General features: G+C 66.5%; 30 protein-coding genes, 4 tRNA genes and 1 riboswitch. Of the genes, 21 read left to right on the top strand and 13 right to left on the bottom strand.

Annotation, left to right across the window (positions count from 1 at the left end; all coding sequences use genetic code 11):
- Window positions 1-42 precede the first annotated feature (42 nt).
- The 5 genes from N5C18_RS00295 (at window position 43) to N5C18_RS00275 (ending at window position 1,772) form a co-directional block, all read left to right on the top strand.
- Window positions 43-118 (top strand) — tRNA-Gly (locus tag N5C18_RS00295).
- A gap of 142 nt (window positions 119-260) precedes the next feature.
- Window positions 261-336, top strand: a tRNA-Gly gene (locus tag N5C18_RS00290).
- A gap of 67 nt (window positions 337-403) precedes the next feature.
- Window positions 404-477, top strand: a tRNA-Cys gene (locus N5C18_RS00285).
- 141 nt (window positions 478-618) lie between these two features.
- Window positions 619-1,116, top strand: coding sequence for a GNAT family N-acetyltransferase (locus N5C18_RS00280; protein ID WP_279943534.1), 498 nt, complete (start codon window positions 619-621; stop codon window positions 1,114-1,116).
- A gap of 110 nt (window positions 1,117-1,226) precedes the next feature.
- Entirely contained in the window at window positions 1,227-1,772 is a 546-nt protein-coding gene (locus tag N5C18_RS00275) for a DUF4124 domain-containing protein (RefSeq protein ID WP_053449320.1), read from the top strand.
- A gap of 8 nt (window positions 1,773-1,780) precedes the next feature.
- Here the strand turns inward: N5C18_RS00275 and N5C18_RS00270 are convergent, their stop codons facing one another.
- Complete coding sequence (locus tag N5C18_RS00270; RefSeq protein ID WP_230078961.1) at window positions 1,781-2,350, bottom strand: flavin reductase; 570 nt, start codon at window positions 2,348-2,350, stop codon at window positions 1,781-1,783.
- A 178-nt stretch (window positions 2,351-2,528) separates the two neighbouring features.
- Between N5C18_RS00270 and N5C18_RS00265 the strand changes: the two genes are divergently transcribed.
- Both N5C18_RS00265 and N5C18_RS00260 read left to right on the top strand, forming a co-directional pair.
- Window positions 2,529-3,233, top strand: coding sequence for a winged helix-turn-helix domain-containing protein (locus N5C18_RS00265; protein ID WP_164240760.1), 705 nt, complete (start codon window positions 2,529-2,531; stop codon window positions 3,231-3,233).
- A 125-nt stretch (window positions 3,234-3,358) separates the two neighbouring features.
- A complete protein-coding gene (locus N5C18_RS00260; RefSeq protein ID WP_008267735.1) occupies window positions 3,359-3,628 on the top strand; it encodes a hypothetical protein in 270 nt (89 codons plus the stop codon).
- 15 nt (window positions 3,629-3,643) lie between these two features.
- On the opposite strand, the gene N5C18_RS00255 is transcribed toward N5C18_RS00260, so the two are convergent.
- Together N5C18_RS00255 and N5C18_RS00250 are read right to left on the bottom strand one after the other, a co-directional pair.
- Complete coding sequence (locus N5C18_RS00255; RefSeq protein WP_164240761.1) at window positions 3,644-4,408, bottom strand: thioesterase family protein; 765 nt, start codon at window positions 4,406-4,408, stop codon at window positions 3,644-3,646.
- Window positions 4,409-4,556: 148 nt separating this feature from the next.
- Window positions 4,557-5,633 carry a hypothetical protein gene (locus N5C18_RS00250; protein ID WP_053511166.1) on the bottom strand — a complete coding sequence of 359 codons (1,077 nt, stop codon included), beginning with the start codon at window positions 5,631-5,633 and terminating at the stop codon, window positions 4,557-4,559.
- A gap of 221 nt (window positions 5,634-5,854) precedes the next feature.
- Here N5C18_RS00250 and N5C18_RS00245 point away from each other — a divergent pair, with 221 nt between their 5' ends.
- On the top strand, window positions 5,855-6,688 hold the full coding sequence (locus tag N5C18_RS00245) for an AraC family transcriptional regulator (RefSeq protein WP_053449324.1): 834 nt from the start codon (window positions 5,855-5,857) through the stop codon (window positions 6,686-6,688).
- A 3-nt stretch (window positions 6,689-6,691) separates the two neighbouring features.
- Here N5C18_RS00245 and crcB read toward each other — a convergent pair whose 3' ends face one another.
- Both crcB and N5C18_RS00235 read right to left on the bottom strand, forming a co-directional pair.
- Window positions 6,692-7,084 (bottom strand): fluoride efflux transporter CrcB, encoded by a 393-nt coding sequence (gene crcB / locus N5C18_RS00240; RefSeq protein WP_006430497.1) that lies wholly within the window; start codon window positions 7,082-7,084, stop codon window positions 6,692-6,694.
- 82 nt (window positions 7,085-7,166) lie between these two features.
- Window positions 7,167-7,230: riboswitch (Fluoride riboswitch) on the bottom strand.
- Between the two features lie 22 nt (window positions 7,231-7,252).
- Window positions 7,253-7,654, bottom strand: a complete 402-nt coding sequence (locus N5C18_RS00235; RefSeq protein WP_040008084.1) for an XRE family transcriptional regulator — start codon at window positions 7,652-7,654, stop codon at window positions 7,253-7,255.
- A gap of 111 nt (window positions 7,655-7,765) precedes the next feature.
- Here N5C18_RS00235 and N5C18_RS00230 point away from each other — a divergent pair, with 111 nt between their 5' ends.
- Both N5C18_RS00230 and N5C18_RS00225 read left to right on the top strand, forming a co-directional pair.
- The gene (locus N5C18_RS00230) at window positions 7,766-7,975 is read left to right on the top strand and encodes a hypothetical protein (RefSeq protein ID WP_279943533.1); all 210 of its coding nucleotides are present in this window, start codon (window positions 7,766-7,768) and stop codon (window positions 7,973-7,975) included.
- 353 nt (window positions 7,976-8,328) lie between these two features.
- Complete coding sequence (locus N5C18_RS00225; protein WP_008267971.1) at window positions 8,329-8,565, top strand: hypothetical protein; 237 nt, start codon at window positions 8,329-8,331, stop codon at window positions 8,563-8,565.
- 1 nt (window position 8,566) lies between these two features.
- On the opposite strand, the gene N5C18_RS00220 is transcribed toward N5C18_RS00225, so the two are convergent.
- Both N5C18_RS00220 and N5C18_RS00215 read right to left on the bottom strand, forming a co-directional pair.
- On the bottom strand, window positions 8,567-9,616 hold the full coding sequence (locus tag N5C18_RS00220; protein ID WP_279943532.1) for a 4Fe-4S dicluster domain-containing protein: 1,050 nt from the start codon (window positions 9,614-9,616) through the stop codon (window positions 8,567-8,569).
- Window positions 9,613-9,900, bottom strand: coding sequence for a hypothetical protein (locus N5C18_RS00215; protein WP_053449326.1), 288 nt, complete (start codon window positions 9,898-9,900; stop codon window positions 9,613-9,615). The genes N5C18_RS00220 and N5C18_RS00215 overlap by 4 nt, the downstream gene beginning before the upstream one ends.
- A gap of 178 nt (window positions 9,901-10,078) precedes the next feature.
- On the opposite strand from N5C18_RS00215, the gene N5C18_RS00210 reads away from it, so the two are divergent.
- Both N5C18_RS00210 and hemN read left to right on the top strand, forming a co-directional pair.
- Window positions 10,079-10,519: a group III truncated hemoglobin gene (locus N5C18_RS00210; protein WP_053451278.1), complete on the top strand. Its 441-nt coding sequence runs from the start codon at window positions 10,079-10,081 to the stop codon at window positions 10,517-10,519.
- A 44-nt stretch (window positions 10,520-10,563) separates the two neighbouring features.
- Window positions 10,564-11,973, top strand: a complete 1,410-nt coding sequence (gene hemN, locus N5C18_RS00205) for an oxygen-independent coproporphyrinogen III oxidase (protein ID WP_279943530.1) — start codon at window positions 10,564-10,566, stop codon at window positions 11,971-11,973.
- Between the two features lie 4 nt (window positions 11,974-11,977).
- On the opposite strand, the gene N5C18_RS00200 is transcribed toward hemN, so the two are convergent.
- Together N5C18_RS00200 and N5C18_RS00195 are read right to left on the bottom strand one after the other, a co-directional pair.
- Window positions 11,978-12,445: a hypothetical protein gene (locus tag N5C18_RS00200; RefSeq protein WP_053511147.1), complete on the bottom strand. Its 468-nt coding sequence runs from the start codon at window positions 12,443-12,445 to the stop codon at window positions 11,978-11,980.
- A gap of 56 nt (window positions 12,446-12,501) precedes the next feature.
- A tRNA-Leu gene (locus N5C18_RS00195) sits at window positions 12,502-12,588 on the bottom strand.
- Window positions 12,589-12,719: 131 nt separating this feature from the next.
- On the opposite strand from N5C18_RS00195, the gene N5C18_RS00190 reads away from it, so the two are divergent.
- The 4 genes from N5C18_RS00190 (at window position 12,720) to N5C18_RS00175 (ending at window position 16,824) form a co-directional block, all read left to right on the top strand.
- A complete protein-coding gene (locus N5C18_RS00190) occupies window positions 12,720-13,154 on the top strand; it encodes a BLUF domain-containing protein (RefSeq protein WP_279943529.1) in 435 nt (144 codons plus the stop codon).
- Window positions 13,155-13,295: 141 nt separating this feature from the next.
- Window positions 13,296-14,582, top strand: coding sequence for a nucleotide sugar dehydrogenase (locus N5C18_RS00185; protein WP_279943527.1), 1,287 nt, complete (start codon window positions 13,296-13,298; stop codon window positions 14,580-14,582).
- A 55-nt stretch (window positions 14,583-14,637) separates the two neighbouring features.
- Window positions 14,638-16,260, top strand: a complete 1,623-nt coding sequence (locus tag N5C18_RS00180; protein WP_279943526.1) for an FMN-binding glutamate synthase family protein — start codon at window positions 14,638-14,640, stop codon at window positions 16,258-16,260.
- A 102-nt stretch (window positions 16,261-16,362) separates the two neighbouring features.
- Complete coding sequence (locus N5C18_RS00175) at window positions 16,363-16,824, top strand: GNAT family N-acetyltransferase (protein WP_164240765.1); 462 nt, start codon at window positions 16,363-16,365, stop codon at window positions 16,822-16,824.
- A gap of 92 nt (window positions 16,825-16,916) precedes the next feature.
- On the opposite strand, the gene N5C18_RS00170 is transcribed toward N5C18_RS00175, so the two are convergent.
- Window positions 16,917-18,164, bottom strand: a complete 1,248-nt coding sequence (locus tag N5C18_RS00170; protein WP_279943525.1) for a TIGR03862 family flavoprotein — start codon at window positions 18,162-18,164, stop codon at window positions 16,917-16,919.
- Window positions 18,151-18,585: an FKBP-type peptidyl-prolyl cis-trans isomerase gene (locus tag N5C18_RS00165; protein ID WP_053449332.1), complete on the bottom strand. Its 435-nt coding sequence runs from the start codon at window positions 18,583-18,585 to the stop codon at window positions 18,151-18,153. Before N5C18_RS00165 ends, N5C18_RS00170 begins: the two co-directional genes overlap by 14 nt.
- A gap of 70 nt (window positions 18,586-18,655) precedes the next feature.
- On the opposite strand from N5C18_RS00165, the gene N5C18_RS00160 reads away from it, so the two are divergent.
- The 4 genes from N5C18_RS00160 (at window position 18,656) to N5C18_RS00145 (ending at window position 21,859) form a co-directional block, all read left to right on the top strand.
- Window positions 18,656-19,021, top strand: a complete 366-nt coding sequence (locus N5C18_RS00160; RefSeq protein WP_164240767.1) for a DUF6164 family protein — start codon at window positions 18,656-18,658, stop codon at window positions 19,019-19,021.
- A 300-nt stretch (window positions 19,022-19,321) separates the two neighbouring features.
- Window positions 19,322-20,089, top strand: a complete 768-nt coding sequence (locus N5C18_RS00155) for a sulfurtransferase (protein WP_053449333.1) — start codon at window positions 19,322-19,324, stop codon at window positions 20,087-20,089.
- A 208-nt stretch (window positions 20,090-20,297) separates the two neighbouring features.
- Complete coding sequence (locus N5C18_RS00150) at window positions 20,298-21,293, top strand: LLM class flavin-dependent oxidoreductase (RefSeq protein WP_164240768.1); 996 nt, start codon at window positions 20,298-20,300, stop codon at window positions 21,291-21,293.
- A 68-nt stretch (window positions 21,294-21,361) separates the two neighbouring features.
- Window positions 21,362-21,859, top strand: coding sequence for a pyridoxamine 5'-phosphate oxidase family protein (locus N5C18_RS00145; protein WP_053511135.1), 498 nt, complete (start codon window positions 21,362-21,364; stop codon window positions 21,857-21,859).
- A gap of 92 nt (window positions 21,860-21,951) precedes the next feature.
- Here the strand turns inward: N5C18_RS00145 and N5C18_RS00140 are convergent, their stop codons facing one another.
- Together N5C18_RS00140 and N5C18_RS00135 are read right to left on the bottom strand one after the other, a co-directional pair.
- Window positions 21,952-22,611, bottom strand: a complete 660-nt coding sequence (locus N5C18_RS00140; RefSeq protein WP_053511133.1) for an exopolysaccharide biosynthesis protein — start codon at window positions 22,609-22,611, stop codon at window positions 21,952-21,954.
- Window positions 22,595-23,899, bottom strand: a complete 1,305-nt coding sequence (locus N5C18_RS00135) for a hemolysin family protein (protein ID WP_053449337.1) — start codon at window positions 23,897-23,899, stop codon at window positions 22,595-22,597. Before N5C18_RS00135 ends, N5C18_RS00140 begins: the two co-directional genes overlap by 17 nt.
- Window positions 23,900-24,191: 292 nt before the next feature.
- Between N5C18_RS00135 and N5C18_RS00130 the strand changes: the two genes are divergently transcribed.
- Complete coding sequence (locus N5C18_RS00130) at window positions 24,192-24,818, top strand: DUF47 family protein (protein ID WP_006431321.1); 627 nt, start codon at window positions 24,192-24,194, stop codon at window positions 24,816-24,818.
- Window positions 24,819-24,822: the final 4 nt, after the last annotated feature.

Raw genomic sequence — 24,822 nt, 5'->3', positions numbered from 1 at the left:
TTTGGACACAATAGCGCTCCTTCGACGCAGGTCGAAGAATCTGCGGGAATAGCTCAGTTGGTAGAGCGCAACCTTGCCAAGGTTGAGGTCGCGAGTTCGAGTCTCGTTTCCCGCTCCAGATTCTACAGGGCCCCGGTAGGGGCCTTGTTTTTCTCCCGCCACGGCAAGGCGGGGCACGTTGGGCCACAAGGCTTTGCGCGCAGTCAGAAAGGTGAAATCGCTGGTGTGTGTCCCGGATTTCCGGTACCATGTCGGCTTACGCGGGAATAGCTCAGTTGGTAGAGCGCAACCTTGCCAAGGTTGAGGTCGCGAGTTCGAGTCTCGTTTCCCGCTCCATGTTCCGACAGGCCCCATCTTGGGGTTTTGTCTTGTCAGGGGCTTCGTTCCTGGCGCGCAGTACGTTGGCCTCATGGCAGAGTGGCTATGCACCGGATTGCAAATCCGTTTACAGCGGTTCGATTCCGCTTGAGGCCTCCAATTGAAAAGCCCTGACTCCGGTCAGGGCTTTTTTATTTCTGCGTAGCGCACCTGCGGCGTGGCCCTGCCAAACTTCACGTACGTCGCTGGGACTGGACTGCTAGGCTGACCACTGCGCATGAACGCCTGCAGGAACCTGGGATGTTGATCCGGCCACTGCAACACGACGACGCGGACACGCTGTGGGCGGCCCGCCTGCAGGTGCTGCGTGAATCACCCGCTGCGTTCCTTTCCACGCTGGCCGAGGCCAGCGGTGAGACCGCACAGGTGATGCGGACTCAACTCGATGACGCCCATACCCGTTACTTCGGCGCCTTTGACCAGGCACAGCTGGTTGGCTTCCTGCGCTATGTGCGGCCCGTACGTTTGTCACGGCGGCACACGGCGGAAATTCACAGCGTCCACGTGAGCGCAGGGCATCGTGGGCACGGAATCGCCCGGCAGCTGTTCCTTGGGGCATTTGCCGCCGCACGCGCGGAGGACATCGAGTCGCTCACCCTCACGGTGCTGGCAGACAACGCTGCCGCGCGCGGACTGTACGCGTCGCTGGGATTCATCGAATCCGGCACCGAGCCGCGCGCGGTGAAGCGCGATGGCCGCTACGTGGACATGGTGTCGTACTGGATTGCACTGGCCTGACGGCCGAGGGGGCCTGCGAAATGCCAGGACAGCCCGGCGGCACGTGCAGGCATCCCCGATCCGCCGTATCGTGCGTTGGTGATCCATTGCGAACCAGGGAGAGGTGAGGGATGAAGGGAATTCTGCTTGCGGTAGCCCTGATGGCGGGTAGCGCGCCGCTGGCGTCGGCCCAGGTCTACAAATGCAAGGGCGCATCCGGGGAAACGGTGTACAGCCAGAATCCGTGCGCGGCCGGTGCTGAGCCGATGAAGCTGCGGTCCACCCGTCCCTCGACCGAATCTGCGGGGGAGGCGTCGAACCGCGCCGCCGTGTACCAGAACACCGCGCTGGCGGACGCCGGTATCGCCGAGCGCAACTGCGTGCAGGGCGAGCGCTCCCGCATCTACGGCCCGTTGGAGTCACGCAGCCAACAGGTGGGCCGCCAGATCGCTGAACTGAACCGGCAACTGGCTACGGCCGGCACCAACCTCGCTGGTGCCACCCAGGATTCAGGCATTCGTGCACAGATCGCCAGCCTGCAGCAGTCGATGAGTGCGGAGCGGGTTGCCGCGGACACCCAGATGTCGAACGCACGCGAGCAGTGCGCTGCGACCCGCCGCGAACGGGAGCGCTCGGTGCGCGACACGTTCAGCAACACGCCCGCGACCACGCGCTGATCCGCCCGCTACGCCGGAGCCCGCTCCGGCGTCTGCGCCCGGAAGTTGCGCGCGACGGGTTCGCCGACGCCCAGGTAGTGGCGGAACAGATAGATCAGCGGTTTCCAGCGTGCCACGTCAATATGCTGCGTGCCGGCCTGGGTGATGTCCTCATGGGCATGCACGCAGCGGATCCGCCCCTCGGCAATCACGAAGCCCTGCCCATCGTCATCGCTTGGGGGCTGCATTGCCATCATCGTGACTTCCACCTGCAGCGGGCATTCGGCAATGGTCGCAGGTGCCACCTGAGCGGACGGCACGGCGCTGAATCCGCCCAGCGCGAATTTGTCGCGGATATGCACATAGCCCATCGCCTGCTTGGCATCGGGCACCGGGTCGCGCCCGGTCGCGCGTGCGATGGCTTCCACCTGCGCAGCCTGGGTGTGGCACGGGAAGTTCAACACGCACTCGTTGCGCAGCTGAAGGTTGCGATAGCCCTGGCCCTGCGTTCCCAGGCCCAGCACCACCCGGTTGCCCAGCGCCCAGAACGAAGAGAGCGGGCTGATGTTGCTGCTGCCATCGGGATTGAGCGTGGTCATCAACACGACTGGCGTTCCCGGGTACAGGACCGAAGGTGTGATGCGTCGGCGTCGGATCGAAGGGCGGGTCACAGCAGTTCTCGCGTGAAACGGGACGGCCACTGTGCGCCGGGGAAGGCGGATGATGCTTCGGCCTGCATCGAACTGTCGGCCGGGCCTTGCATGCCACAATGCCGGCATGGTCCACACCCCCGGTTCCCTTGTCAGTGTCGGCGCCCTGGTCGGTGACCAGGCACGCGCCGCGATGCTGCTGCAGCTGATGGATGGCCGCGCCTACACCGCGATGGAACTGGCACGTGTGGCCGGGGTGACGCCGCAGACGGCGAGCACGCATCTGCGTCGCCTGATCGAAGGCGATCTGCTGGTCGCCATCCCGCAGGGCCGCCATCGCTACCATCGGCTGGCGTCCACCGAGGTCGCGGACATGCTGGAAGGTATCCTGCGGGTTGCCGACCGCACGCCATCCTGCACCGCTGCTGCGTCGCGCAGCATGCCGGCGTTGCGCAAGGCACGCTCGTGCTACCGGCACCTGGCCGGTGTACATGCCGTGGCCATTACCGAATGCCTGCTGCAGGCCGGGCACCTGCTTGCGTTCGAGGACCATTGGGGGGTGAGTGCAGAGGGCGCCGTATTCCTGGCGCAACTCGGCCAGCCGCTGGCCGAGGTGTTGCAGCGCCCCGCGACCGGCAAGCCCGCACGCTATTGCCGGGGCTGCCTGGACTGCACGGAGCGGCGCCCGCATCTGGCCGGGCTGGTCGGTGAGGCGATGCTGGACAGCTTCGTGAAGAATGACTGGCTGCGGCGCGTTGAAGGTCGGCGCGAACTTCGGCTGACACCGACGGGGCGCGAGGCGCTGTGGAAGCGGTTCGGCCTGGCAACCTGAGCTGTACCAGCCAGTCTCATCCGACCGCGACATGGGGAGGCGCTATGGTCAGGTTCCAAGTCTTAGGGAGCTGCAATGGCGAGCAAGGACATGATGGACCGCAATACGCCGCCGGAATGCCGGCGATGAGCAAATCCGCTGCGGAAGTACGCTGGCTGACGTTCCGGCTGATGAACGGCCAGTCGATCGGGCCCGACCGGTTGAAGGATGGGTGGGTGATCGCTTCGGAGACCCGGCACTGCGGGGTGCGTCGCGAGGCCATCGAAGGTGCGGGCGTGGTCTACGCGCTGTACGCACCGGCCAATCTGGCCTCGCCGCGCCGCGCGGAAATGCGCATGCGCGAGTTCCTGATGAGTTCGGGTTACACCTTCACCATGGGTACGCTGGGCGGCTGACGCCGCCCATTGCATTTACGGGCGCACCGTCAGCGCCTGGCCGAGTGTTCCGATCGGGCCGCGTGCATCATGCAGCACGGTGCTGGTCAGGCCGATGCCCTGGCGGCCGAACGACACCGACGTGTCGAAGCCCAGCCACTCGCCTTCGGGCACGCCGAACAGGTGAGCGGTGAGATCCAGGTTCGGGAAGGCCACCTCCTTCGGATCGGCACGTACCGCCATGCCGTTGGACAGGTCGAACAGCGTCGCGGCGCGGGCCAATGGGCTGACCGTCTCGCTATCCAGCAGCGGCTGCGTTGCGCGCGCCCAGTAGGTTGCGCGGCCGGGCCCCTGATCGTGGCGACGGATCTCGATGCTCTGGATGAAGCCACCGGGCCAGACCGTGCCCGGGTCCCATGCCGGCATCGACTCCGGTGGAGTTATGCCTGGAATCGGCGTGCCGGCGATGGCCTCGGTGTCATTCGGGCGCATCAACCAGGCGCGCGCGCGCAGAGCCGGGCGATCGTCATGCCGCAGCGTGGCCTCGACCAGTTCGATGGTGCGGCCGCTTCGCAGCACCTGTACGTCGGCCTCCATCGCTTCGATCGGAATGGTGCCGAGGATGTCGTAGGACAGGCGCGCGATCAGGAAGCCATGGCCCCGCGCCGCGGCATCACGCTCCAGGTGGTGGGCGAGCAGGCCGATCGCCGGCGCGATGTGCTGCTCGCGGATGTTCCAGGCGCCGCCGGTATGTTCGGTCGGCAGGTAGCGGGTTTCGCTCAGTCGTTTGAAGAAGGCCATCGGGTGCGTTGCTTCAGCAGGGAAGGGCGGCGGCAGGAACTCCACCGGTCTCTGCATCGTAAGCGTTCGGCACCGCACCGGGCGGAGCCGGCTCCCGCAGGAGCAGTCTTTCCAGCGCGGTCTTGACGTTCCGCGACACGCGTTGTTTTCACCGCTGTGCAGCCTTCAACGCTTCGACCACGTCGGCTTCAGAGAAGCCGCAATGCCCTTCGCCCGCCGCAGGCAGCACCTGCGGCAAGGGCCGTGCGCCGGCGCGCTCGGCCAGCTGCGGATACACCGCCTGCATGCGCGGCACGATGGTGGGATCGTTGTGGTTGAACTGGATCACCAGCGGGCGCTTCAAGGCGCCGCTCAGTGCCAGCGTCGTGCGCACATCGGCCTGCGCGGCAGGCACGGCGTCGACACGCTGCACACCGGCATTGAACGCCGTATCGTCACCGAAGCCACGGTAGACCATCCCCGTGTTGCCCACCGGCATGCCGCCACTGCGCGTGGCCAGTTCGTGCAGGACCAGTGCGTGCAGGCTGATCGTACCGGCCAGCGCATCCGTAGAGACCTGCAACTGCCTGGCCAGCACGGCGGCATGTTCCGGTTCCCGCTGCAGCGCGCTGGCAATGCCTTGATACAGGGCTGCCTGTGGCAGCGCGGCCGCTTCCGCCGAGGCCAGCCCAGCAGCTGGCAGGCCTTCCGCTTCGGGGAAGAAGTAATCGAACGCGACCAGTGTGGTCAGCAGGTCGGCGGCGATCTGCTCGCCACTGAGGTTGGCGCCGCACAGCGAGGCGCCCCCGGCGTAGTGCTGCGGATATCGCTCGAGGCTGGCGATGGCCACCGCGCCGCCCATCGAGAACCCGAGCAGCCAGGTGTGGCGCACGCGCTTGAGTTCGTCCAGCGCGTGCTGGCGCAGGCGCTCCATGTCGGTGATCGCATCGGCCACGGCCCAGCCTTGGCTGGAATACGCGCTCTGCGCGACGGCGTAACCGGCGGCCAGCAGTGTTGCGGTGCTGTCGTTGGCGGTCATCGGTGTGGTGCGCGGCACGCCCACCGGCTCATAGCCATGCGCCAGCATCACCAGGTCGCCATTCCAGCTGGCCGGCACGTCCAGGCGCCACGGCGCTCCCTGCAGTTCGCCACTGAGCGCGCGTGGTGCAGTGGCTGGCGCGGCCAGCAACGATGTCGACGGCAGCAGCAGGCCGAGAGCGATGGCGCAACGAAGCAAGCAACGCATCATGGTCGTTCCATCCGGGAATGGCGCCGAGCATAGATGCCCCGGGAGTGTTGCGCGCGCTGCATTGCCGCAGGGAAGTGCCGGTCGGTCGCGCGGTCGTCACGGCCATGCAGCCTTCGCGGCACTTCCAGGTAGGGCCGCCGGCCGGTTCGCCCAATGACGTGGTGAATCCGATACGATCCGTCGTATTGAAGCAGTGCCGCTTGATCTGGAGTCCCGTCATGGTTGATCGTCTCGCCATCCTGCTCGAACGCTTCGCGGTCACCGCCTCGGTGTTCCATGCCGGCGCGTTGTGCGGCATCAATACCCTGGAAGGCGAGGATGAGGCCGGCCAGCTGCACCTGGTGCGGCGGGGACCGCTGCAGGTCAGCCATGGCCAGCAGACGGTGCAGGTCGAGGCTCCCAGCCTGTTGCTGTACCCCCGGCCGATGCCCCACCGGTTCATTACCGACCCGCAGCTTGGCGCCGACATGGCCTGCGCCAACCTGCATTTCGAAGGCGGCCGGCTCAATCCAATCAGCGCTGCGCTGCCCGATTTCATCTGCCTGCCGCTGGCCGACCTGTACGGCGGCCATGCCGCGCTGGAGCTGCTGTTCGAAGAGGCCTTCGAGCAGCGCTGCGGGCGGGCGGCAATGGTTAACCGCCTGTTCGAGGTGGTGATGATCCAGGTACTGCGCCAGCTGATGGAAGGTGGCGAGATGCGCGGTGGCCTGTTCGCCGGGCTAGGCCACCCACGTCTGCGGTTGGCGCTGGTGGCGATGCACGCAGCGCCGGCACAGGCGTGGACGCTGGAAGACCTGGCCGATGTGGCGGGCATGTCGCGCAGCGTATTCGCGGCCAGTTTCCGTGAGGCGATGGGTACTACGCCGGGGCACTACCTGCAGGGCTGGCGGGTGGGGTTGGCCCAGCAGGCACTGCGCCAGGGCCGTCCCTTGAAGCGGATTGCCGATGACGTCGGTTATGGCAGCGAGGCGGCCCTGTCGCGCGCGTTCAAGGCACACACCGGGCAGTCGCCACGGGAATGGCGTGTGCAGGCGCGCGCCAGCGCGGCCTGATCGTCAGCCCAGCACCAGCCGGGCCAGCTTCATGCCGCCGAACAGGCCGGCCAGGCCCAGTGCCACCGAACCCCCGGCATACAATGCTGCCAGCCCATGCTGGCCGCGCTGCAGCAGCAGGCCGATCTCCAGCGCATAGGTCGAGAACGTGGTGTAGCCGCCGAGAATGCCGGTGGCCAGCAGCAGCCGCAGCTGCGGCGAGGCGCCATTGCGCAGGGCGAAGGCCTCGACCACCACGCCCATCAGCAGCGCGCCGCTGATGTTGATCAGGAAGGTCGACCAGGGCCAGGGACTGCCGACGGCCACGCGGGCGCCGATCAGGTTGCAGGCGTGGCGCAGGCAGGCACCCAGGCCGCCTCCGATGAAGACCAGGAAATAATTGTTCAATGCTTGCATCGTGTGCCTCGAGTACGGGTTCGCAGGTCCGATGGCGAACGCCGAGGGCAGGCACGGCCTGCCGTCGACGAACACCGGGTTCGTCTTGGCAGGAGCCATCAGCCCTTGCAGGCGGTTATCGGGGGAGCTCCATCCCCATCGCGGGCCATGCTACCAGCGGCAGTGCGTTTACGTCATCGAGGTCGTCAGTACGCGGGCGACCTTGCTGCGGCTGAAGCCATCCATCAGCAGCTCGAACGCGAGCAGGTCCAGCGCGGCATGGCGGCGGTGGTCGATCTCCAGCCCGTTCTCGGCCACCAGGTGGCTGACCAGCTCGTAGGCGTCCTGCCAGACATCCAGATGGGCCTGGCTGGGGATGTAGGCATTGCCGGGTTCGCCTACGCCGCGCCCGGTCACCCCGTACAGCAGTTCGCGCGCGTCCAGCTTGGCCGCATCGGCGATGCGGAACAGCTGTGCGGCCTTCACATGGGAGGCGCTCACATGGTCATTGAGCCAGTTGCTGATGGTTGCCGTTGTGGATTTGGCGGCGCGGGCCAGATCGGCCGGGCGAGGGTGCCCGGCTTTCTTCATGGCGGCGGCGAGTCGTTGGCCGAGAGTATTCATCTATGCAAGCCAGCTTAACGCGTGGAATGCCAAGAATCCTTGCCGCAAGAATAAGTCTGGTTAACAGAAGAACCGACCGTGACCGAATTCTGGAACAAACGGCAGGTGCGTACCCGGCTGGGACTGAGGACCGATGCCGAACTGGCCCGCTTCTTTGGCATAAGCCGATCCGCAGTGTCGCAATGGCCTAAGGACCTTCCGATTCCTGCCCTGCGGCAGTACATCCTGCGTCAGCGCTACCCGCATCTGTTCCCTGCAACCGACGCGCCAGGCAGCGAATCCATCTGATCTGCGCCGTCTTTTGTCGCATCTAGCACGCTAAGCGCCATTTGCTAAGTAGACTTAGCAAAATGGGCAAATTCAATGGGTCGAAAGAACTCAATCAGTGTCATCAATAGAAGTTCGGCGTCTGTCGGCCGGAGGGCACGTCGGGTTCAACCCATCCGGCGCCACCGGGACAGCGTATGTAGTTTTGTGAACGATTAATAATTTCGATCACGAAAGTCGGTGCATGTAATTGACCTGTCGTGAAATCTATGACTAATTGGCATCAACCGGACGTGAAGCCCGGGAGTCTTTCAGTAGCACGCAAGTGAGTCGGTAGACCGTCAACAATGCAGAACAAGTCCAACGGAGGTCGTATGGAATACGGCATGCATGGCTTGGCTGAACGGGTACGCCGCGAACTGGAAGCCAGCTATCACAAACACGGATGCGGTCCGGCGTTCTGGGATACCTACCAGCAGGTGCTGGATCGTCTGGTCCCGCAGGGGACCGAACGCACCGAAGTCACCAACGAAATGGCGCTGATCATCGAGCAGCTGGGCATTGTCCGCCGTGCACAGCTGGTCCCGCCGCACGCCGACGGGCCGCGCTGATTCAGAGCAGGCGCCAGCCGCCGCAGGCAAGCAGCGCCAGCAGCAGAGACAGCAGGGCCAGGGTTCGCGGTCGCCACCAGCGCCGCGGCTGGCCGGTCATGACCTGCGGACTGCAGTAGCGCAGCAGCCCCCGGCCGAAACCGGCCCGGTGCTGGTGCTGTGCGCAGGCTTTCAGGCAGGCGCCGCAGGCCAGGCAATCGGCCTGCGGCCCCTGGCGGATGTCCAGCTGCATCGGGCAGGCGCTGACACACGCGGCGCAGTCGGTGCAGTCCCCCAGGCGGTCTGCGCTGAAGGTTGGCATCGGTCCTGCCAGCAGCGGATGCGCCGCGCGGAACACATAGTCCTGCGCGGTGGTCGGGTCGAGCAGGCCACGGCCGCGACCGAGCACGCCGCCCAGGCCGGATGGGCGCGGTCCGCGCGGCTCGCCGCGGCGCGCGTCATACAGGACACGCGGTGTATGCGGATCGGTCAGCAGTGGCTGCAGGCGTGCGAACGGGCACAGCGAACGGCAGACCTGCTCGCGCAGGAAACCGGCATTGCCCCAGGTGGCAGCGGCGTAGAACAGTACCCAGAACGTTTCCCAGCCACTCCAGGCGGCGTGCGGCGCGGCAGCCACCAGCCCGGCGATCGGGCTGAACAGGCCGACAAAGGTGATTCCGGTCCACAGCGACAGCAGGCCCCATGCAAGCTGCGTGGCCGGCCGCGCCAGTGCCGGCGGCAGTGCCCGGGACACGGTGTGGCCGATCCAGTCGAAGGCACCTCTCCACAGCGTCTGGGGGCAGGCATGGCCGCACCAGATGCGTCCGGCCAGATGAGTGAGCAGTGCAAGGCTCACCGCCAGCACTGCCAACAGGCCGATCAGCACTCCCACATCACCCGGCCACAGCGTCCAGCCGAACAGGTCGAAGCGCCGGGCACTGATGTCCAGCAGCACGGCCTGATGACCGCCCCAGCGCAACCAGGGCAGCGCATAGAACAGTGCAAGCAGGCCTGCGCTTAGGATGCCGCGCCAGTGCCGTGGGCGCGGCGTCGTGGAGCAGGGCGTACTCATCCCAGTGGCAGCTCGTCGTCGTCGTCGCTCGGCATCGGCCGTTGCAGGTACCAGGTAACCGCGCTGGACAGCGCCGTCACCGTCCAGAACATGAAAAAGCCTGCGGTATAGCCCAGCTCGCGGCTGATGGTGGTTCCCGGGAAGCTGATGGCCTGCAGGCGCAACGGATCGACGAACGCGAAGAACACCATGCTGGCCACGCCAGCGGCGATGAAGCTGGGCCAGAGGATGGCGCCCCAATGCTGGATCAGCTGCTGGCGGCGGCTGAGGGAGGGTCTGTTCATGCTGTCCCGGATCGATAAGTGGGCGGCGCGTATACTCCGCCTGGTCCGGCGCAGCATCCGCAGGGCATGCTTCCTGCAAGCGTGCCAGCCTAGGGGCAGCGAACTGCGCCGACATTGATCTGGATCAACGGCGGTGCCGGCCGGCTGCGGCACACTGCCGGCACGCTTTGGGTACCCGATGAACGCTACGCCTCCGCCTGTCCTCCCCGTTGCCTCGCCCGAGTTGTGTACCGAGCAGGACGTGACCCGCCTGGTCCACGACTTCTACGCGCGCGTGCGCGAAGAAGAGCGGTTGGGGCCGGTGTTCGAAGCGCATGTCCACGACTGGCCGGAGCACTTGGCGCAGCTGGTCGACTTCTGGTCGGCGATGCTGCGCGCTACCCGCCGCTTCAAGGGCTCGCCGATGTCCAAGCACATGGCCATCGAGCTGGACAAGGACCTGTTCGACCGCTGGCTGGTGCTGTTCCGCATCACCACCGCGGAATGCAACAACCCGCCGATGCAGGCGCTGGCCAACGACGTGGCCGCACGCATCGGTGACACCTTCTGGAAGCGCTACCAGATGCTGCGTTGGCCGCAGGTCGGCCTGCCGGTGCTGGGCATCCCCGCCAAGGATTGATCTGGGTCAAGGCGGTCACGGCCGCCCGGCGCGATGCTGGCGCCATGGACACGTTCTCTCCCGCTGCCGGCGGCCTGGCCTGGACCTTCGACCCCGACCTGTTGCGCCGCCACGATCGGCCCGGGCCGCGCTACACCTCGTACCCGACCGCGCCGCATTTCCACGACGGCTTCGACGCGCCGGCACTGCGTCAGGCGATCGCCGACAGCAACCAGCTGGCCCGCGCGCTGTCGCTGTATGTGCACGTGCCGTTCTGCTCCAGCCCGTGCTTCTACTGCGGCTGCAACCGGGTGATCACCCGCGATCGCGGCCGTGGCCACAGCTACGTCTCGCGCGTGCTGGCCGAGGCCGACCTGCTGGCGCCGCAGTTCGAGGATGGCCGCGAGGTCATCCAGCTGCACCTGGGCGGGGGCACGCCGAACTTCCTCGATGCCGAGGCGATGACCACCCTGGTGGAAGGCCTGCGCCGCCGCTTCGATTTCAGCGATTCGCCACAGCGTGATTTCTCGATCGAACTGGACCCGCGCTTCATCGATTCCCACGACGTCGCCATGCTGGCGCGGCTGGGTTTCAACCGCGCCAGCCTGGGTGTGCAGGACTTTGATCCGCACGTACAGGAGTCGATCAACCGCATACAGGGCGTGCAGCAGACGCTGGATATCCTGCAGGCCTGCCGCGACAGTGGCATGCGCTCGGTCAACGTCGACCTGATCTATGGCCTTCCCGGGCAGAGCCTGGAGGGGTTCGGCCGTACCCTTGAGCGGGTGCTGGCGCTGCGCCCGGATCGCCTGGCGGTGTATGGCTACGCACACCTGCCGCACCTGTTCCGCGCACAGAAGCAGATCGACGAACGCCGCTTGCCGTCGCCGGAGGACAAGCTGGCGCTGCTGGGCCTTGCAGTGGAGAAGCTCTCCGCCGCCGGCTACCAGTACATCGGCATGGATCACTTCGCGTTGCCGGAAGAGGATCTGTCACGCGCGCAGCGCGCCGGCCAGCTGCATCGAAATTTCATGGGGTACACCACCCACGCCGATACCGATCTGCTCGGCCTGGGCGTGAGTGCGATCAGCCACATTGGTGCCACCTACAGCCAGAATCCGCGCGACCTGCCCTCGTGGGAGGACGCCGTGGACCAGGGCCAGCTGCCGGTCTGGCGCGGCGTGGCATTGAGCGCCGACGACCAGCTGCGCGCGGAACTGATCCAGCAGCTGATGTGCCAGGGCCAGGTGGATGGCGCTGTGCTGGGCCAGCGCCACGGCGTGGATTTCGAGCGGTACTTCGCCGAAGACCTGCGGTCGGTGCAGCGGCTGCAGGAGGACGGCCTGGCGGAATACCGCGAGGGCGTGGTGCGTGCCAGCGAGCCGGGACGGCCGCTGCTGCGGCTGCTGGCGATGTGCTTCGATCCGTACCTGCGCGCGGCGCATGAGCAGCCGCGCTACTCGCGTGCGATCTGAACGCTCAGCGCTTCTTGCCGAAGCCGCGCTCCGGATGCCTGGCCGCCATGCCGCCGCTGGCGGTGGTACGCCAGTTGCCGCTCAGGTCCTGCACGCTGGTCGAGTACGAACCATCGCTGTACTCGGTGCGCCACCTGCCGCTCAGGTCGCGTGTGCTGGTCGAGCGGGCACCGTTGCTGTACTGGGTGATGATCCTGCCGCTCAGATCGGTGGTGGTGTCGGAGTAGCTGCCGTCGCTGTAGGTGGTGCGCTTGCGTCCGCTGAGATCGGTCGTGGTGACCGAGCGGCTGCCGTTGCTGTGCTCGGCGATCACGCGTTTGGACAGATCACGTGTGATGCGGGTGGACGAACCATCGCTGTGGCGGATGTCCATGCTGCCATCGCGATTGCGACGGGTATCGGAGTGCGACTGAGCCAACGCTGGAAGACTGGCGGTGCAGAGCAGGGCAAGCATCAGGGTAGACAGCTTCATGTGCGGGTTCCTTGTGCAGTGCCCCGAAGGGCGCACGCCATCCTGCGCTGCGATGTTGGTGCCCGGAGCCGGAATCGAACCGGCATGGGGTTGCCCCCGGCGGATTTTAAGTCCGATGCGTCTACCAGTTTCGCCATCCGGGCCTGCAGCGCGGCGCCGATTGTAGCCCACCCGCAGGGCTGCGGCCCGATCGCGCAGGCGGGGCGGCGTGCTTAACTGTCGTTCCTATTCATGTCATAGTTCCGGCCATCGTTCCCAGGGGGGGAGCCACCTGATGTCGCTACACGCGATTGCCTATGCCAGTGAGGCCCGTGCCGATCTGCAGACAACCGATCTTGATCGCCTGTTGGCCGATGCCACGGCATTCAATCGCGTAGCAGGTGTCACCGGTGTCCTGATGTTCGATGGCATGCGTTTCCTGCAGTATCTGGAGGGGCCCGAAGATGGCATCGATTCGGTGTTCCAGCGCATCGTCAATGCGCGCAGCCATGGACAGGTGAAGATGTTGTGCCGCGCGCCGGTGCTGCAGCGGGCGTTCCCGCGATGGTCGATGGGTACCCGCAGGATCGAGGCGGACCTGCTGACACAGATTGTCGAGGCGGCATGGCCGGGCTTCCTGCTTGGCAGCGGCGGCTTCGAACGCCTGCTGCAGGCCTGGACCGGCGCAGACGGCGAGCTCGAGCCGGCGGCGGTCGCGCTGGGTTCCTGAGCGCGCCTTGGCGGCGACGCGCCGGGGCCTTAGGCTGTAGCCTTTCTGGTGTGGGTTTCCCGGAGTGGTACAGCGAATGAGTGTGTGGGCCGAAGCCATGGCAGCGCGTGCGCGGTTGCATCCCCTGCAGGGAGTGCGCCGATGAGTGTGCCGGTTGCAGCAGCCGTGGCGCCACGTTTCGCGGTGATCGGCCTTGGGTACGTTGGCCTGCCGCTGGCGGTGGCCTTCGGCAGGCATTGGCCGACGCTCGGTTTCGATATCGATGCCGGCCGTCTGGCCGAGCTGCGCAGCGGCCAGGACCACACGCTGGAAGTGGAGGCTGAAGAACTGGCCAGCGCACAGCAGCTGCAGTTTGGCAGCGATCCGGCCCTGCTTGATGCCTGCAATGTCTACATCGTTACGGTGCCGACCCCGATCGATGCCTACGAGCAGCCTGATCTGGAGCCGCTGCGTTCGGCCACCCGCCTGATCGCCAGTCATCTGCGCGAGGGCGATCTGGTGATCTACGAATCCACGGTGTATCCGGGCACCACAGAGGAAGTCTGCGTGCCGCTGCTGGAGCAGGGCTCGGCCCTGCGCTTCAACCAGGATTTCTACTGTGGCTACAGCCCGGAACGGGTCAGCCCGGGCGATCGGCAGCGGCGCCTGCCCGACATCCGCAAGATCACCTCCGGTTCAACGCCAGAAGCCGCTGCGGTGATCGATGGCCTGTACCGGCGCATCATCGCGGCCGGTACGTTTCCGGCACCGTCGATGCGCGTGGCCGAAGCGGCCAAGGTGGTCGAGAACATCCAGCGCGACGTCAACATCGCACTGGTCAACGAACTCGCGCTGATCTTTGATCGGCTCGGCATCGATACCCAGGACGTGCTCGATGCGGCGGGCAGCAAGTGGAACTTCCTGCCGTTCCGGCCGGGGCTGGTGGGTGGCCATTGCATCGGCGTGGACCCGTATTACCTGCTGCACAAATCCGAGAGCGTGGGTTACCACCCGGACCTGATCCACACCGCGCGGCAGGTCAACAACCGTGTCGGCGAGCACGTGGCGGCGCGGGTGCTGGCGATGCTGGCCGAGCGTGGTCGTGCGCCTGCACAGGCGCGGATCCTGGTACTGGGCGTGACCTTCAAGGAGGATTGCCCTGACCTGCGCAACAGCCGCGCGCTGGAGCTTGCGCAGCGCCTGCGTGATGCCGGTGCGAGGGTTGAAGTCAGTGATCCGTGGGTCGGCCCAGCGGTGCTGGCCGATGAGGGTGTGCACTGGCTGGCCGAACCGCTGGCGGGAAGCTATGACGCGGTGGTGCTGGCGGTGGCCCATGCCCGTTTCAAGGCGATGGACGTAGACCAGATCCGGGGCCTGTTGGCACCGGGGGGGCTTGTCTACGACGTGAAATCGGCCTGGCCGCGCAACGTGGTTGATGATCGCCTGTAAACCCGGCAGACGGGCGGCGCGGTAGACTCGGGGGCAGTTGCAACCGAGGAAAGCCATGCACCGGTATATTGTCTACCTGCTCGCCATCCTGATGTTCCCGATATGCCTGTGGCTGGCCACGATCTGGCCGGCCTGGTACTGGGGCGTCGGCCTGACCGCCCCGATGGTGGCGCTGGGGACCTGGGATCTGCTGCAGAAGCGCAGCACGCTGCGCCGCAACTATCCGGTGATGGCGCATTTCCGCTACGGCCTGGAATCGATCGGCCCGGAGATCCGCCAGTACTTCGTGCAGAGCGACCTGGAAGACGTGCCGTTCTCGCGGCAGCAGCGTGCATTGATCTACCAGCGCGCCAAGAACGAGATGGACACGGTGCCGTTCGGTACCCTGCGCAGCACCTATGCGGTGGACTACGAGTGGATCAACCATTCGCTGGCGCCCACGTCCATTGCCAAGCATGATTTCCGCGTGCTGATCGGCGCCAACTGCGCCAAGCCCTATTCGGCCAGCGTGTTCAACATTTCGGCGATGAGCTTCGGCTCGCTGTCGGCCAATGCGATCCGTGCGTTGAACGAAGGCGCGCGCCGCGGTGGCTTCTACCACGACACCGGCGAAGGCTCGATCTCGCCCTACCACCGCGAGATGGGCGGCGATCTGGTCTGGGAAATCGGCTCCGGCTATTTCGGTTGCCGTGATGAGAAGGGCGCCTTCAGCGAAGAGCGCTTCGTCGCCAATGCCACCCACGATCAGGTCAAGATGATCGAGATCAAGCTGTCGCAGGGTGCCAAGCCGGGCCACGGTGGCGTGCTGCCGGCACCGAAGGTGACCGCCGAGATCTCGGTGACCCGTGGCGTGCCGATGGGCGTGGACTGCGTGTCGCCTTCGCGTCACTCGGCGTTCTCGACGCCTGTCGAGCTGCTGCAGTTCGTCGCGCGGCTGCGCGAGTTGTCCGGTGGCAAACCGGTGGGTTTCAAGCTGGCCATCGGCCACCCCTGGGAATGGTTCGGTATCGCCAAGGCGATGCAGGAAACCGGTCTGCTTCCCGACTTCATCGTGGTCGACGGTGCCGAGGGCGGCACCGGTGCGGCGCCGGCCGAGTTCGTCGACCACGTCGGCGTGCCGATGCACGAAGCGCTGCTGCTGGTGCACAACACGCTGGTTGGCCTGGATCTGCGTGAGCGCATCCGCATCGGCGCGGCCGGCAAGATCACCAGTGCATTCGACATCGCGCGCACCATCGCACTGGGCGCCGACTGGTGCAATGCCGGGCGTGGCTTCATGTTCGCGCTGGGTTGCATCCAGTCGTTGAGCTGCCACACCGACAAGTGCCCCACCGGTATTGCCACCCAGAACCCGGCGCGCTGGAAGCATCTGGACGCACCAGACAAGGCCACGCGCGTGCACAGCTACCATGAGCACACACTGCATGCCTTGAAGGAACTGCTGTGCGCGGCCGGCCTGAACGATCCGGCCGAACTGGGGCCTGAGCACATCCTGCGTCGCGTTTCGCCGGTCGAGATCCGTTCGCTGGCCTCCTTGTACCGCTACCTGGAACCGGGCGAGCTGCTGCACAAGGTGCCCGACCACGCGGTGTTCCATGCGTTCTGGGCCGATGCGCGCAGCGACTCGTTCCAGCCGCCGCCGAAGATCCAGGCACTGCGCGCCAGCAAGTCGCGGTAGCTGCCGTTGTAGAGTCGAGCCGTGCTCGACTGCACTTTGGTGAGAGATCCCGATGTCGGATGGAACCGCAGTCGAGCAAGCTCGACTCTACGAGGAGATGTCATGCAGTTCAGAACAGGCACGGCCGATGATGTAGCCACGCTGTGGGCGCTGCGCACGCGGTGCGTGCGCGAGACCTGCAGCAGCCATTACCCGCCGGAGGTGATCGCGCCCTGGTCGGCCTCGCCACCGCCGTCGCAGTACGCGCGGCTGCTGGGGCAGGGCGGTTGCGTGGTGGCCGAAGATGCGCAGGGCGCGCTGCTCGGCTTCGGCGTGTTCGATACCGATGCCAATGAAGTCGATGCGTTGTTCGTTGATCCGGACCGGGGCGGCAAGGGAATCGGCCAGGCCCTGATGCAGCGCCTGCTGGCGATGGCCGACCGTGAGCGTGACGTGGTGCTGTCGGCCTCGCTCAATGCCGTGCCGTTCTATCAACGGCAGGGCTTCATTACCGTGCGCGAGGAAGCCTACCCGCATCCCAGCGGCGTGGCGCTGGCCTCGGTGAGCATGCGCCGGCCATGGTGAGCGCCCGGCAATTGCAGAGTCGAGCCATGCTCGACTGCTTTATCGCCTGAATCAAATGCAGTCGAGCATGGCTCGGCTCTACAGTTCGGGCGTCACCGCCCGGCCAACCATCCGATCACACCTTCCGCCGCACGCAGGCCGCTGGCGTAACAGGCAGTAAGAAGATAGCCGCCGGTCGGGGCCTCCCAATCGAGCATCTCGCCGGCACAGAACGCGCCAGGCAAGGCCCGCAGCATCAGGCCATCATCCAGTGCATCCAGGCGTACGCCGCCGGCCGTGCTGATCACTTCGGCCATCGGTCGTGGCCGCAGCAGGCGCAGCGGCAGGCGCTTGAGCGTGGAGGCCACGGCAGGCAGATCGTTGCCGGCCTCCTTGCCGAGGATCTCGAACACCAGCGCCGCCTTCACCGCATCCAGGCCGGCCTGCCGGCGCAGGTGCTCGCCGAAGCTGCGGCCCTTGCGCGGGCGAGACAGGTCGGCCAGCAGCCGTGCCTCGTCGCGGCCCGGCGCAAGGTCCAGCCAGAGCATGGCGTGGCCATCGCGGTTGATGGTCTCGCGCAGGTCAGCCGCCAGCGCGTAGATCAGGCTGCCTTCGATACCGTACTCGCTGGCCACGCATTCGCCCTGCAGCGACTGCGGCTGTCCGGCCAGGTCGATCCAGTGCGCGACCACCGGCTTCAACGGTGCGCCGGCATTGCGCTGGGCGAAGAACGGGGTCCAGTCCACGTCGAAACCGCAATTGGCCGACTGCAGAGGCGCAATGTCTACGCCACGCGCCTGCAGAGGCGCGACCCAGGCGCCATCGCTGCCCAGCTGCGGCCAGCTGCCGCCGCCCATCGCCAGTACGGTGGCATCGGCGTGGACATCGATCTCGCCTGCTTCGGTGGCGAAGCGCAGCGCGCCGTCGTCGTTCCAGCCGATCCAGCGATGGTTGGCATGCAGGCGTACGCCTTGTTCCTTCAGCCGGCGCACCCAGCCGCGCAGCAGTGGCGCGGCCTTGCGGTCGACCGGGAACACGCGGCCGGAGCTGCCCACGTAGGTCTCCACACCGAAACTGGCGGCCCAGTCACGCAGCGCCTGCGCGTCGAAGCCGTCCAGCCACTGGCCGACGGCAGCCGCCTGCTCGCGGTAACGGCTGTCGAACAGCGGCCGCGGATCGGAATGGGTGAGGTTGAGCCCGCCCTTGCCGGCAATCAGGAACTTGCGGCCGGGCGAACCCTTGGCCTCGTACAGGTCGACGTCCAGCCCGGCCGCACGCAGGCGCTCGGCGGCGAACAGGCCGGCCGGGCCACCGCCGATCACGGCGACCCGACACTGCGCTGCGGCATTACGGTTTGACATCGAGCAGCTCGACGTCGAACACCAGCGACGAGCCGGCCGGAATCGGACCGACCCGGCGGTCGCCATAGCCGTAGTCCGGCGGGATCATCAACGTGCGCTTGCCGCCGACCTTCATGCCGGCCACGCCTTCATCCCAGCCACGGATGACCTGGCCGGCGCCGAGTGCGAAGGTGAACGGTTCGCCACGGCTGACCGAGCTGTCGAAAGTCTTGCCGTGCTTGGTCTCGGTGCGGTTGTCGTAGATCCAGCCGGTGTAGTGCACGGTGACCTTGCTGCCGGCGACAGCCTCGGCACCGGTGCCGGGCACGCTGTCGATGCGCTCGAAGGTGGTCAGGGTGCCACCCGGCGGCGGGCCGGAGGGCCCGGTCGAGCAGCCAGCGGCGGCGAGGGACAGCAGCAGGGGAAGCAGCAGGCGGCGCATCGGGCGTCTCCGGAAGGGCGCAGGGCGAGGGCGGCAAGGGTAGCGCATCGGTGCCGGGTATCATGGGGGCATGGCAAAATTCCTGCTCAATCTGCGCAACGTCGGCGACGACGAATATGCCGATGTCTGCACCCTGCTGGATCAGCATGGCATCGCGTGGTATCGCACCGAACCCAGCCCCTGGGGCATCTCCAACGGCGGCCTGTGGCTGCGCGAGGATGCCGATCATCCGCGTGCGAAGGCGCTGATGGCCGAGTACCAGGCCGCGCGCGGCGAGCGCGTGCGTGCAGAACGCGAGCAGGCGCTGCGTGATGGCACGGCGGAGACCTTCGGCAGCCTGTTGCGGCGGCGCCCGGTGTTCGTGGTGCTGGTGCTGCTGGGGATGGCGGGCGCGGCGGCGCTGGTGCTGCTGCCGTTCATGCTGTTGCGGGGGTAAAGGGGGCTTCCGGCCGGGTTGCACCCGGCACCCGGTGCCCGGTATCCGGTAGTGCCGGCCGCTGGCCGGCAACAGCAAAAGCAAAAGCTGGATTCCGTGGGATGGTGCGGCGGTGTGGGCAGGCGGGGGACGGCAAAAACTGCTCCTGCGTGCCTCGTAGAGCGCCATCCATGGCGCTCTGCGCCCCCGCCTGCCCACACCGCCCCGCCCCTGACAGGTTCATGAGCTTTGTAGATCCACGCGGTGCGTGGATGAACGGGCAAGTCTGCTCCTGGGATGGTCTGGCGCTAAAATGGCGGGATGATCGCCAATACCGCCGCCTACCATTTCGCCGTCATCGACGCTCCCCAGGTCCTGTGCGACCAGCTGCTGGCGCGGGCCGAGGCGGCTGGGCTGCGGGGCACGATCCTGGTGGCGGGCGAGGGGCTGAACCTGTTCCTGGCCGGTGCGCCGAAGTCGGTCGAGGGCTTCTATGCGGCGCTGCACGCCGATGCGCGTTTTGCCGATATGCGGGTCAAGACCAGCCTCAGCGAGCACCAGCCATTTGCGCGGCTGAAGGCCAAGGTGAAGGACGAGATCATCAGCTTCCGCCGCGATGACGGCCAGCCGCTGGAGTACCCGCGCGCTCCGGCGGTCGATCCGGCCACGGTGCAGCGCTGGCTGCGGCAGGGCCACGATGACGTCGGCAAGCCGGTGGTGATGCTCGACACCCGCAACCTGCAGGAAGTGGAGTACGGCACCTTCAAGGATGCGCTGGTGCTGCCCATCCACAAGTTCACCGACCTGCCCGAGGCGCTGGCGCCGCACCGCGAGGCGTTGAAGGGCAGCACCGTGGTCAGCTTCTGCACCGGCGGTATCCGCTGCGAGAAGGCCGCACTGTGGATGGTCAACGACGGCATGGACAACGTGCTGCAGCTCGACGGCGGCATCCTCGGCTATTTCGAGGACGTCGGTGGCGAGGGCTACGAAGGCCGCTGTTTCGTGTTCGACGAGCGCGTGGCGCTGGATGCCGAGCTGAAGCCGATGGTCGACCAGCCACTGCCCGAGCCGCGCCCCAGCGCGTTCTGACTACACATTGGTAGAGCCGGCCGCTGGCCGGCTGCAAGGGCTGTCTGTCTGCCGGCCAGCGGCCGGCACTACCCGACACGCGTGGCGCCCCGGGCCATGTCCGGCGGGCTCTGAACCCATTCCGCAGGAATCAGCATCCCGCCACCGTCACTGGCCGCCGCGCCTGGCCGACCCCATGCATGGGAAATCCTGTGACGGAAAACCGCTGATGATCCCGTTGTCGATTCTCGACCTGGCCCCGGTCTGCGAGGGCAGTGACACCACCGCCGCCTTCGCCAACATGCTGGAACTGGCCCAGCACGCCGATGCGCTGGGCTACCGCCGCTACTGGCTGGCCGAACACCACAACATGCCCGGCATCGCCAGCGCGGCCACGGCCGTGCTGATCGGCCACGTCGCCGGTGGCACCAAGCGCATCCGCGTCGGTGCCGGCGGCATCATGCTGCCCAATCACGCGCCGCTGCAGGTGGCCGAACAGTTCGGCACGCTGGCCTCGCTGTATCCCGACCGCATCGACCTCGGCCTGGGTCGGGCGCCCGGCACCGACCAGCCCACCGCACGCGCCCTGCGCCGCTACTTCGACAGTGCCGACCAGTTCCCGCAGGACGTGCGCGAGCTGCTGCACTACTTCGAGCCGGTGCAACCCGGCCAGGCCGTGCAGGCGGTTCCCGGCGGCGGCCTGCGCGTACCGACCTGGATACTGGGTTCGAGCCTGTTCGGTGCGCGCATGGCCGCCTCGATGGGCCTGCCGTACGCGTTCGCCTCGCATTTCGCCCCTGACGTGATGGACGAAGCGCTGGCGGTCTATCGCCGCGAGTTCCGCCCCTCGGCCACGCTGAAGCAGCCGCACGCGATGCTGGCGCTGAACGTCGTTGCCAGCGACAGCGAAGCCGAGTCGCGCCGCCTGTTCACCAGCCAGCAGCAGAGTTTCGTCAACCTGCGGCGTGGTCGCCCCGGCAAGATCCCGGCACCGATCGATGACATCGAATCCTTCTGGGAGCCGCACGAAAAGCTCGGCGTTGAGCGCGCGCTGGCCTGCACCGTGCTGGGTGATCCGCAGCAGGTGGCCGAGGGCATCGCAGCGTTTGTCGAGCGCCACAGGCCCGACGAACTGATGCTCACCGCCAACCTGTATGACCACCGCGCACGCCTGCGTTCATTCGAACTGGCGATGCACGCCTGGCATGCCCGCCACGCGGGCTGAACACTTGCGTCACGGGCTGTTGCAGCCACACCGCGTCTGATGGGGGCTCATCCCAATGGAGCTCCCCCATGGCCGATTCCCGCGCCGAACACATCGCCCAGCTGGCCGAACTGATCAAGGACGTGGAGGTGGCGATGTTCACCACCACCGGGGTCGATGGCCGCCTCTACAGCCGGCCGCTGGCCACCCAGCAGGTCGCCTTCGAGGGTGCCCTGTGGTTCGTCATCACCGCCGACAGCCCGAAGGTGGCCGAGATCGCGCTCGATCCGCGGGTGAACGTGGCCTATGCCTCGCCTTCCAAAAACACATATGTGTCGGTGTCCGGCCGCGCTCGCGTGGTGGATGATCGCGCGAAGATCGAGGAACTGTGGTCGCCTGCAATGAAGCTGTTCTTCCCTGGCGGCAAGGAGGATCCCAACCTGCGCCTGATCCATGTGCGGGCCGATTCGGCCGAGTACTGGGATGGCCCGGGTACGCTGCTGGGCAAGGCGCTGACGTTCGTGTTGTCGGCGGTGCAGGACGAACCGGGACAGTTGGCCGACAACGGATTCATCGACCTGCGCTGATGACCGATGCCCGGTACCGGTAGTGCCGGCCGTTGGCCGGCAATCCAGCAAACGTGGCAGCCGGCCAGCGGCCGGCTCTACCGGGTTCCGGTTCAGAACCAGCGCTGGAACAGCTCCACCGTGTAGCCCACCAGTTGCCCGGAACTGAAACCAAAGAACGCGATGGCCGCCAGCGCGGCAATCCAGTTGAACAGCATCAGCGCGCCATCGCGTTCCAGCAATGCCAGCGCGAACAGCAGCAGCTGGAAGCCGAACAGGAAGTTGGTGAACGGGATCGGCAGCGAAAGCAGAACGCCCAGCAGCACCAGCAGCAGGCCGGTGAACGCGTGCGCCGGCAGCGGGGTCAGCAGCTGCGGCAAGCGCGGTTTCAGCATCTTGTCCAGGCGCCGCAGCGGGCGGTCGATGCGGTCGAGGAAGCGGTGCATGGTGCCGCGCTTCGGCCCGCGGCGGGCGATGAAGCCGGGCAGCCAGGGGCGGCGCAGGCAGCACAGCATCTGCAGGCCGATCAGGATCACCAGCGGGCCGCTGACCGCGCCGCCCATGCCCGGGATCGGGATGAACGACGGCAGGATCGCCACGAACAGGAATACGCCGAACGCGCTCTGTTGCAGGTTGCACAGGATCTGGCCGAGCGGCATGTGCTCGGCCGGGTCGCCGGAGGCGAACATTTCCAGCAGGGTGCGGATGCCCTCGTTGCGGTAGGCCGGGCGCTCGGCGCCCGGACCCTGGCCGGCCTCAGGCGGTAAGCTCATCGGCCTGCTCGTCGGACAACGTGCGCAGCAGCAGCTTGTCCACCCGCGCACCGTCCAGGTCGACGACTTCGAATCGCCAGCCGGCCCAGTCGAAGTATTCGCCGGCATGCGGGATGCGGCCGAAGTAGTGGATGCACATGCCGGCCAGCGTGTAGTAGTCGCCGTCCTCGGCATCGGGCAGGTCGTTGCTGCCGATCAGCTCGCGCAGGTCCTCGATCGGCAGCGAGCCATCCACCAGCAGCGAGCCATCCTCGCGGGTCACCACCAGCGCATCCTCGTCGGCGTTCTCCACCGCCTGCAGGCGGCCGACCACGGCCCCCATCAGGTCGCTGATGGTCACCAGGCCCTGGATCTCGCCGTACTCGTCCACCACCAGCGCCATCGACTGCTGTTCCTCGCGGAAGATCTCCAGCAGCTTCATCGCATGGGTCGATTCGGAAACGTACAGCGGCTCGCGCAGGGTCTGGAACAGCGCGGTGTCGCCGCGCGCCATGCGCGTGGCCAGCGACTTCAGCTCAAGCACGCCGACCACGTCCATGTCGTTGTCGCGGTACACCGGGTACCGCGAGAACTCATGCTCGGCCATGATTTCCAGGTTGCGCTCCAGCCCGGCCTGGGTGTCGAGCCAGGCAATGCGGTTGCGCGGGGTCATCAGGCTGTCGGCGGTGCGGTCGCCCAGGCGCATGACACGGTTCATCATGTCGCGCTCGTGGGCATCGATCACGCCGGCCTCATGGCTTTCGGCCACCAGCATGCGGATCTCTTCTTCGGTCACCGAGGCGACTTCATCCTTGCCCAGGCCGAACAGCCGCAGCACCAGCTGGGTGGTCCTGGACAGCAGCCACACGAAGGGAAGGGCCAGTTTGGCCAGCCAGCTCATCGGCATCGCCACCAGGCCGGCAATGGCCTCCGAACGGGTCAGCGCCAGGCGCTTGGGAACCAGTTCGCCGAAGATCAGGGTGATGAAGGTGATCAGGCTGACCGCCAGCGCAGTGCCGACGTTGCCAGCGTAGGCAAAGCCCGGCATCAGGCCCTGGATCCAGCCGGCGAAGGCCTCGCCCAGCGCTTCACCGCCGAGGTAGCCGGTCAGCACGCCGATCACGGTGATGCCGATCTGCACGGTGGACAGGAAGCTCTCCGGCTTTTCCGACAGCTCCAGTGCCTTGGCGGCCCGCTTGGAGGTGGCGGCCATCTGCTTCAGGCGGCTCTTGCGCGAGGTCATGACCGACATCTCGGACATGGCGAAGAAGCCGTTCAGCAGAACAAGCGCGAAGACAATCAGGATCATTTCAAACACGGGCGTCGTCCCCGGTTGGTGGCAGGGAGGGCGGGTGCTTGCGATGGCGGCTGGCGCTCAGGAGCGGGGTCCGGCGCGGCGCTGGGGGATAAGGGTCGTCGTCCATAAGGTGCGCCCGAAGGCGCGCTGGCATCTTAGCAAAGGGGCGTGGCAGGGTGGCAACTGCCTGTTCAGGTTGGGCGGGCCAAGGCCCGGAAAGGGGGCAGGGATACCCGAGATGGTCATCTAGCCGTCATAATTCCATCTGGTGCCGTCCTTCCCGCGACGGCTGACAGGTTTCTCAATGTTCTCTCTGCAGACCATTTTCGGTTCCGGCAAACAGTTCTACACCCTGCTCGATGAGGCTGCCGTCGCGGCTTCCGACGCCGCCAAGGCGCTGCATTCCATGCTGCGCGAGGCCGACCGCCAGCCGGCGCTGGACGCTTTCAAGCTGGCCCGCCTGCGCGAACGCGCGGCCTCGGACAAGATCAGCCAGGCGCTGGTGGACAGCTTCATGACCCCGATCGAGCGCGAAGACATCGAAGCGCTGGGTTCGGCGCTGTACAAGATTCCCAAGCAGATCGAGAAGTTCGCCGATCGCTATTCGCTGGCCACGACCCACCTGGAGCACATCGACTTCGCGCCGCGCGCGGCGATGCTGGAGCAGGCTGCCAGTGTGGTGGTGGAGATGGTGGCGGACCTGCGCCACATGAACCTGGACCGGATGACCGCGCTCAACGAGAAGCTGCGCTCGCTGGAGAACGAGGCCGACCGGCTGATGCTCGAGCTGTACCGCGACATCTATTCCGGCCGCCTGGACAACCTGCAGATGTTCCTGCTGAAGGAATTCTTCGAGATCCTGGAAAAGGCCATCGACCGCTGCCGCGAGGCGGGTGTGGTGGCATACCAGATCGTGTTGAAGAACAGCTGACGGA

Origin of the sequence: Stenotrophomonas sp. GD03930, assembly GCF_029839665.1 — a bacterium.
In the GTDB taxonomy this organism is placed as follows: domain Bacteria; phylum Pseudomonadota; class Gammaproteobacteria; order Xanthomonadales; family Xanthomonadaceae; genus Stenotrophomonas; species Stenotrophomonas forensis.
Note: the sequence above shows the minus strand (reverse complement) of the source record. Positions and strands in the feature narration are given on the sequence as shown.

What these genes read in the sequence shown, in the direction of transcription:
- N5C18_RS00185 (WP_279943527.1), top strand. Translation starts at nt 13,296, where the DNA reads ATGAGTGTGCCGGTTGCAGCAGCCGTGGCGCCACGTTTCGCGGTGATC.
- N5C18_RS00135 (WP_053449337.1), bottom strand. Translation starts at nt 23,899, where the DNA reads ATGATCCTGATTGTCTTCGCGCTTGTTCTGCTGAACGGCTTCTTCGCC.
- N5C18_RS00160 (WP_164240767.1), top strand. Translation starts at nt 18,656, where the DNA reads ATGGCAAAATTCCTGCTCAATCTGCGCAACGTCGGCGACGACGAATAT.
- N5C18_RS00140 (WP_053511133.1), bottom strand. Translation starts at nt 22,611, where the DNA reads ATGAGCTTACCGCCTGAGGCCGGCCAGGGTCCGGGCGCCGAGCGCCCG.
- N5C18_RS00270 (WP_230078961.1), bottom strand. Translation starts at nt 2,350, where the DNA reads ATGACCACGCTCAATCCCGATGGCAGCAGCAACATCAGCCCGCTCTCT.
- N5C18_RS00150 (WP_164240768.1), top strand. Translation starts at nt 20,298, where the DNA reads ATGATCCCGTTGTCGATTCTCGACCTGGCCCCGGTCTGCGAGGGCAGT.
- N5C18_RS00275 (WP_053449320.1), top strand. Translation starts at nt 1,227, where the DNA reads ATGAAGGGAATTCTGCTTGCGGTAGCCCTGATGGCGGGTAGCGCGCCG.
- N5C18_RS00265 (WP_164240760.1), top strand. Translation starts at nt 2,529, where the DNA reads ATGGTCCACACCCCCGGTTCCCTTGTCAGTGTCGGCGCCCTGGTCGGT.
- N5C18_RS00260 (WP_008267735.1), top strand. Translation starts at nt 3,359, where the DNA reads ATGAGCAAATCCGCTGCGGAAGTACGCTGGCTGACGTTCCGGCTGATG.
- N5C18_RS00225 (WP_008267971.1), top strand. Translation starts at nt 8,329, where the DNA reads ATGGAATACGGCATGCATGGCTTGGCTGAACGGGTACGCCGCGAACTG.
- N5C18_RS00165 (WP_053449332.1), bottom strand. Translation starts at nt 18,585, where the DNA reads ATGCGCCGCCTGCTGCTTCCCCTGCTGCTGTCCCTCGCCGCCGCTGGC.
- hemN (WP_279943530.1), top strand. Translation starts at nt 10,564, where the DNA reads ATGGACACGTTCTCTCCCGCTGCCGGCGGCCTGGCCTGGACCTTCGAC.
- N5C18_RS00130 (WP_006431321.1), top strand. Translation starts at nt 24,192, where the DNA reads ATGTTCTCTCTGCAGACCATTTTCGGTTCCGGCAAACAGTTCTACACC.
- N5C18_RS00235 (WP_040008084.1), bottom strand. Translation starts at nt 7,654, where the DNA reads ATGAAGAAAGCCGGGCACCCTCGCCCGGCCGATCTGGCCCGCGCCGCC.
- N5C18_RS00250 (WP_053511166.1), bottom strand. Translation starts at nt 5,633, where the DNA reads ATGCGTTGCTTGCTTCGTTGCGCCATCGCTCTCGGCCTGCTGCTGCCG.
- N5C18_RS00180 (WP_279943526.1), top strand. Translation starts at nt 14,638, where the DNA reads ATGCACCGGTATATTGTCTACCTGCTCGCCATCCTGATGTTCCCGATA.
- N5C18_RS00220 (WP_279943532.1), bottom strand. Translation starts at nt 9,616, where the DNA reads ATGAGTACGCCCTGCTCCACGACGCCGCGCCCACGGCACTGGCGCGGC.
- N5C18_RS00280 (WP_279943534.1), top strand. Translation starts at nt 619, where the DNA reads ATGTTGATCCGGCCACTGCAACACGACGACGCGGACACGCTGTGGGCG.
- N5C18_RS00255 (WP_164240761.1), bottom strand. Translation starts at nt 4,408, where the DNA reads ATGGCCTTCTTCAAACGACTGAGCGAAACCCGCTACCTGCCGACCGAA.
- N5C18_RS00200 (WP_053511147.1), bottom strand. Translation starts at nt 12,445, where the DNA reads ATGAAGCTGTCTACCCTGATGCTTGCCCTGCTCTGCACCGCCAGTCTT.
- N5C18_RS00145 (WP_053511135.1), top strand. Translation starts at nt 21,362, where the DNA reads ATGGCCGATTCCCGCGCCGAACACATCGCCCAGCTGGCCGAACTGATC.
- N5C18_RS00215 (WP_053449326.1), bottom strand. Translation starts at nt 9,900, where the DNA reads ATGAACAGACCCTCCCTCAGCCGCCGCCAGCAGCTGATCCAGCATTGG.
- N5C18_RS00210 (WP_053451278.1), top strand. Translation starts at nt 10,079, where the DNA reads ATGAACGCTACGCCTCCGCCTGTCCTCCCCGTTGCCTCGCCCGAGTTG.
- crcB (WP_006430497.1), bottom strand. Translation starts at nt 7,084, where the DNA reads ATGCAAGCATTGAACAATTATTTCCTGGTCTTCATCGGAGGCGGCCTG.
- N5C18_RS00170 (WP_279943525.1), bottom strand. Translation starts at nt 18,164, where the DNA reads ATGTCAAACCGTAATGCCGCAGCGCAGTGTCGGGTCGCCGTGATCGGC.
- N5C18_RS00175 (WP_164240765.1), top strand. Translation starts at nt 16,363, where the DNA reads ATGCAGTTCAGAACAGGCACGGCCGATGATGTAGCCACGCTGTGGGCG.
- N5C18_RS00155 (WP_053449333.1), top strand. Translation starts at nt 19,322, where the DNA reads ATGATCGCCAATACCGCCGCCTACCATTTCGCCGTCATCGACGCTCCC.
- N5C18_RS00190 (WP_279943529.1), top strand. Translation starts at nt 12,720, where the DNA reads ATGTCGCTACACGCGATTGCCTATGCCAGTGAGGCCCGTGCCGATCTG.
- N5C18_RS00245 (WP_053449324.1), top strand. Translation starts at nt 5,855, where the DNA reads ATGGTTGATCGTCTCGCCATCCTGCTCGAACGCTTCGCGGTCACCGCC.